This window comes from Streptomyces sp. NRRL S-495, from assembly GCF_000966955.1.
In the GTDB taxonomy this organism is placed as follows: domain Bacteria; phylum Actinomycetota; class Actinomycetes; order Streptomycetales; family Streptomycetaceae; genus Kitasatospora; species Kitasatospora purpeofusca.
This window is the reverse complement of record NZ_JZWY01000992.1, coordinates 1-5,052: the sequence shown is the minus strand read 5'-3', so window position 1 is coordinate 5,052 and position 5,052 is coordinate 1. Positions and strand designations below refer to the sequence as shown.

The window sequence follows — 5,052 nt, the reverse complement described above, 5'->3', positions numbered from 1 at the left end:
CGAGCGGGACCCGTACCGCGTCCAGCAGCACATCGTCGCTGCGGCTGGCCCGCAGGCCGAGGTGGTCCCAGGTCGGCTCGACGGTGATGCCGGGCAGGTCGCCGCGGACCAGGAACGAGCCGACCCGGGGCTCGGGTTCGTCGGTGCGGGCCCACACCAGCAGCCAGCGCAGCGCGGGCGCGCCGGTGGAGAAGATCTTGCGCCCGGTCAGTTCCCACTCGTCGCCGCGCCGTTCGGCCACGGTCGCCGGCAGCCCGCCGCGCACGGGGGTGCCGAGCTCCGGCTCCACCCGGACGTGGTTGACCAGGGTGGGACGCTCGGCCGACTCGGCGAGCAGCTGCGCCAGCGGACCGTCCGGCCAGTGGGCCTCGCGCGCCTCGGCGGCGTGGACGAACAGGGTCATCGCGGTGACCAGGGCGACCGCCGGGTCGCCCGCGCCGAGTGCGTGCAGGATCCGGACGGTGTCGGCGAGACCGTGGCCGGGGCCGCCGTGCCGTTCGGCGACGGTCGCGGTGAGCAGACCGGCCCGGTGGACGAGCGCGATGCCCTCGGTGGGAAAGGTGGCGTCCCGGTCGTGCTCGGCGGCCCGCTCCGCGAGGGCGGCGGTCAGGGCGGGGAGTCCGTCGAGGTCGGGCGGCGGGGGTGCCGGTCGGGCGAGGGCGGCCGGTGCGGGTGCCGGGGTCATCGGGGCTGCTCCGAAGGAGTGGTGGTGGCGTCGGGGACGGGGGTGCGGACGGCGTCACCCGGGTGGAGCCGGGCCCGCCAGCCCGGGCTGTGGTGGCAGGCAGCGGCGTGCGCCTCCTGACCAGTGGTGGAGACCCCGGTGACCGGGCCGAGTTCCGGCACCGCCGCGCAGGCCGCGTCCGCGAACGGGCACCGGTGCGCGAATCCGCAACCCCCACCCGGGACGGCGGCCCCGGCGGGCGCCCGCAGGAGCCGCAGCGCGGTCCGCCGGGCGGGATCCGGGCCCGGCGCCGAGGCGGCCAGCAGCGCGCTGTACGGGTGCAGCGGCCGGTCCAGGACCGCCTCCGCCGGGCCCTGCTCGACGATCCGGCCCCGGTAGAGCACGGCGATCCGGTCGGCGATCCCGGCCAGCGAGTCGAGATCGTGCGAGATCACCACGACGGCCAGGTCCAGTTCGCGGCGGAGCCGGTCCAGCAGGCGCAGCACGTGGTTGCGGTTGGAGGCGTCCAGGGCGCTGGCCGGTTCGTCGGCCAGCAGCAGCCGGGGCCGTCCGACGATCGCCCGGGCCAGGGCGACCCGCTGACGCTGGCCGCCCGACAGCGCGCCGGGGGTGCGGGCGGCGAGCGCGGCGTCCAGGCCGACCCGGTCGAGCGCCTCCCGCACCCTCGGCCCGCGCTCGGCGCGGGGGACGCCGGCCACGGCGAGCGGTTCGCCGACGAGCCGGGCCACCGTCAGATCGGGGTCGAGGGAACGCAGCGGGTCCTGGAACATGTACTGGACGGTCCCGGCCCGCCGCGCCGTCCGCAGGGCCCGGCCGCGCAGGGTGGTGCGGTCGGCGCCGTCCACCGTGATCCGGCCGGCGGTGACGGGGGCGAGCCCGGCCACGGCCCGGGCGAGCGTGGTCTTCCCGGAGCCGGTCTCGCCGATGAGGCCCAGGATCTCTCCGGAGCGTGCCTCCAGGTCGACCCCGCCGAGCACAGGGGTGCGGCCGTAGCGGACCTCCAGTCGCTCGATTCGCAGGGCGGGGGATCCGGTGACAGGGCGTCGGCCCGTCCGTGATCGACGAGGCGATGGCGGTGATGCTCACGCCGGGACCTCCGTTCGTTCCGTGACGTCCGTCGGTTCGCGGACGCCGCTGAGGGTCAGTTCGGCGCTGCGCAGGCAGCGCGCGGCCCGGCGGCCGGTTCCGGGGGCGGGCGTGACCGGGACGGGCGTGAGCGGGACGGCCTGCTCGGTGCAGGCGGTGGTGGCGTACTCGCAGCGGGGGGCGAAGCGGCAGCCGGCTCCGGCGGGGCCGGGNCTCGGGCGGTGCCGGGCTCGGGCGGCCGGCCGGGGATGACGGCGAGCTCCCGGCGGTCGCGGCGCCCCAGGGCGGCGACCCGCAGCAGCGCCTCGGTGTACGGGTGGGCCGGGGCGGCGACCACCTCGGCGGTGGGGCCCTCCTCGACGACCTCGCCCGCGTAGAGCACGAGGACCCGGTCGCACACCTCGGCGACCACCGCCAGATCGTGGCTGACCAGCAGCAGGGCCAGCCCGTGCCGGTCGCGCAGGACGCCCAGCAGGTCCAGCACCTCGGCCTGGACGACGGTGTCCAGCGCGGTGGTGGCCTCGTCGGCGACCAGCAGCTGCGGGTCGCCGGAGATCGCGACCGCGATCAGGACCCGTTGGAGCATGCCGCCGGAGAGTTCGTGCGGGTAGCTGTCGTGGACCCGCTCCGGGTCGTGCAGACCGACGGCCTCGAAGAGTTCCACCGCCCGCCGGCGGGCCTGGGCGCGGGTGAGTCCGCGTCGGCGCAGCGGTTCGCTGAGCTGGCGCCCGACGGTGAGGGTGGGGTTGAGGTACGAGCCCGGGTCCTGGAAGACGGCGCCGATCCGGGTGCCGCGCACCTGCTGCCACTGGCGGTCGGTGAGGCTGACGAGATCCGCGTCGGCGAGATCTGTGTCGGCGCTCCCGGTGCCGCCGTCCGCCGTGCCGCCGAGGACGATCCGCCCGGCGGACACGGCGACCCCGGGTGACGGCAGGCCGAGCACCGAGCGGCAGGTGAGCGTCTTGCCGCTGCCGGACTCGCCGACCAGCCCGACGGCCTCGCCGGGGAGGAGGTCGAAGGAGACGTCGCGGACAGCCTCGGTGCGGCCGTGGCCGACGGTCACGTGCAGCCCCTCGACCCGCAGGGTGGCGGTGTGAGCGGTACGAGCGGAACGGCCGAGCTCGGGCTCAGGCGGGGTGGGGGACATGGTCGTGCTCCTTCCGGTCCGGCGTGGACGGGGCGCCCGGCACGGACGGGGCGCCTGGCACGGGCGGGGCCGGCTCGGGCGAGTCCGCGCCCGACGCGGCACGCCTCCTGGCGACCCGGTGGGTACGGGCGGTGGCCGGGGCGCCGGTCCGATCGGTGTCGGCGAGGACGTCCGCCAGCAGGTTCAGCGCCCCGACGGTGAGCATGATCAGCACGGCGGGCGGGAGCGGCGCCCACGGCTGCTGGGCCAGGAAGCCGAGGTCGCTGGCGAGCATGCCGCCCCAGGTCGGGGCCGGTGGCTGCACGCCGATCCCGAGGAAGGTGAGGGAGGCGACCGTGAGCAGACCGGTGGTCAGCGCGTGCGCGGTGGTGACGGCGACGGTCGGCAGGACCTTGCGCCAGGTGTGCACCCGCAGGATCCAGAACCGGGAGGCGCCCATCAGCTCGGCGGCCTCGACGTACTGGGCGCGGTCCAGTCCGAGCGCGGCGGCCCGGGTGACGCGGAAGAACAGCGGTGCGAGCAGAACGCCGAGCGCCAGCATCGCCTGGTGCAGCCCGTTGCCGAGCAGGCCGACGGCGGCGATCGCGAAGAGCGTGAACGGCAGCGTCATCAGGGAGTCCACGGCGCGCAGGGCCAGCCAGGACCCGGCCGAGCCGAACCGCACCGACAGCAGCCCGGGGACGACCCCGAGCAGGGCGGCGACGGCCACCGCCTCGACGGCGGCGAGCACGGAGAGCCCGGTGCCGGCCAGCAACCGGCTCAGCACGTCGCGGCCCAGGTAGTCGGTGCCCAGCAGGTGGTCCGCCGAGGGTCCGCCCAGGATGTGGGCGGTGTCCTGGGCGAGCGGGTCGGCCGGGGCGATCCGTCCGCCGAACAGCGCCAGCAGCAGGACGAGGGCCAGGACGGCCAGCGCGGCGCGGGCGACGGGCACCCGCAGGGAGGCGCGCAGCGCGTTCACCGGGTTCCTCCCACTGCCGCTGCCGCCCCCGTCGCCTTTCCCACGCGCCCCTCCGGCCTCGGCCGAGGACCGCGCCGGGCCGCCGGGTTGAGGGCGAAGAGCACGGCGTCGACGGCCAGATTCGCCACCAGCACCACCGCGACGGTGACCAGCAGGGTGCCCTGGATCACCGGCACGTCGTGCTGCTCGGCCGCGCGGAGGGAGAGTTGGGCGATCCCCGGCAGGTTGAAGATCCGCTCGGTGACCACGGCGCCGCCGATCAGCACCGGCACGCTCATGCCGAGCACGGTGAAGGCCGGACCGGCCGCGTTGCGCAGCGCGTGGCCGAACAGCACCCGGCGGCCCGAGAGTCCGCGCATCAGGGCGCCGGTCGCGTAGTTCCGGCGCAGCTCCGCGACCAGCGAGGTCCGCAGCTGGCGCGCGATGCCGGCGGCGGCGTCCAGGCTGAGGGCCAGGGCCGGCAGCAGGGCGAACCGCAGCCACTGGCCCGGCTGTTGGGAGAACGGCACGTACCCGCCGGAGGGCAGCAGCCGCAGCTTGACGGCGACCAGGGTGATCAGTCCGATCGCGATCACGAAGGCGGGCAGGGTGCCGAGCAGGGTGCAGGCGGCGGTCACCGCGCGGTCCAGCCGGCCGCCGTTGCTCAGCGCCGCCGCGACACCGGCCGAGCCGCCCAGCAGGACGGCCAGCAGCAGGGCGAGGCCGGCGATGGAGAGGTCGACCGGGAGTGCGGTGGCGATCGAGTCGGCGACCGGCACGGTGGTGAACCAGGAGGTCCCGAGGTCGCCGCCCGCCGCGTCGAACAGCCAGTCGCCGTACTGCACGGCCAGCGGCCGGTCCAGGCCGAACTCGTGGTCCAGCCGGGCGATGTCGGCCGCGGTGGCGGTCTCGCCGAGGACGGCGGCGGCCGGGTTGGCGTCCGAGACGGCGCCGAGGCCGAAGGTGAGCAGGGAGGAGAGCAGGAAGACGGTGACGGTGCTCCCGAGCACCCGCCCCAGTGGGCGCGGGGCGCGCGCCGCCCGGCGGGCGAGGGGCCCCGCGCGCCAGGCGCCCGCGCGGGGCAGGACGGCGCTCATGACGCGGTCACCCCGTCGAACCGCTGCACCGCTGTGAAGGCCGGGATCGGCGAGACGGACTTCCGCCGGGCCAGCAGCCGGGGGACGCTGTAGAGGAAGG

5 protein-coding genes are annotated in these 5,052 nt (G+C 76.6%); all 5 read right to left on the bottom strand.

The genetic code is table 11. From position 1 onward, the window contains the following. A partial coding sequence (locus VR45_RS37590) for an acyl-CoA dehydrogenase family protein (RefSeq protein ID WP_199926083.1) occupies positions 1 to 685 on the bottom strand: 685 nt, incomplete at its 3' end. Beyond that, entirely contained in the window at positions 682 to 1,662 is a 981-nt protein-coding gene (locus tag VR45_RS37585) for an oligopeptide/dipeptide ABC transporter ATP-binding protein (RefSeq protein ID WP_234326556.1), read from the bottom strand. The genes VR45_RS37585 and VR45_RS37590, both read right to left, overlap by 4 nt. A 164-nt stretch (positions 1,663 to 1,826) precedes the next feature. Beyond that, complete coding sequence (locus VR45_RS37580; protein WP_078897357.1) at positions 1,827 to 2,918, bottom strand: ABC transporter ATP-binding protein; 1,092 nt, start codon at positions 2,916 to 2,918, stop codon at positions 1,827 to 1,829. Further along, a complete protein-coding gene (locus VR45_RS37575; protein WP_063772615.1) occupies positions 2,899 to 3,876 on the bottom strand; it encodes an ABC transporter permease in 978 nt (325 codons plus the stop codon). The genes VR45_RS37580 and VR45_RS37575 overlap by 20 nt, the downstream gene beginning before the upstream one ends. Continuing rightward, entirely contained in the window at positions 3,873 to 4,952 is a 1,080-nt protein-coding gene (locus VR45_RS37570) for an ABC transporter permease (protein WP_045944434.1), read from the bottom strand. Before VR45_RS37570 ends, VR45_RS37575 begins: the two co-directional genes overlap by 4 nt. Positions 4,953 to 5,052: the final 100 nt, after the last annotated feature.

Bases quoted from the DNA above. Each gene is read 5' to 3' on its own strand.
- VR45_RS37570 (WP_045944434.1), bottom strand. From the start codon at position 4,952: ATGAGCGCCGTCCTGCCCCGCGCGGGCGCCTGGCGCGCGGGGCCCCTC.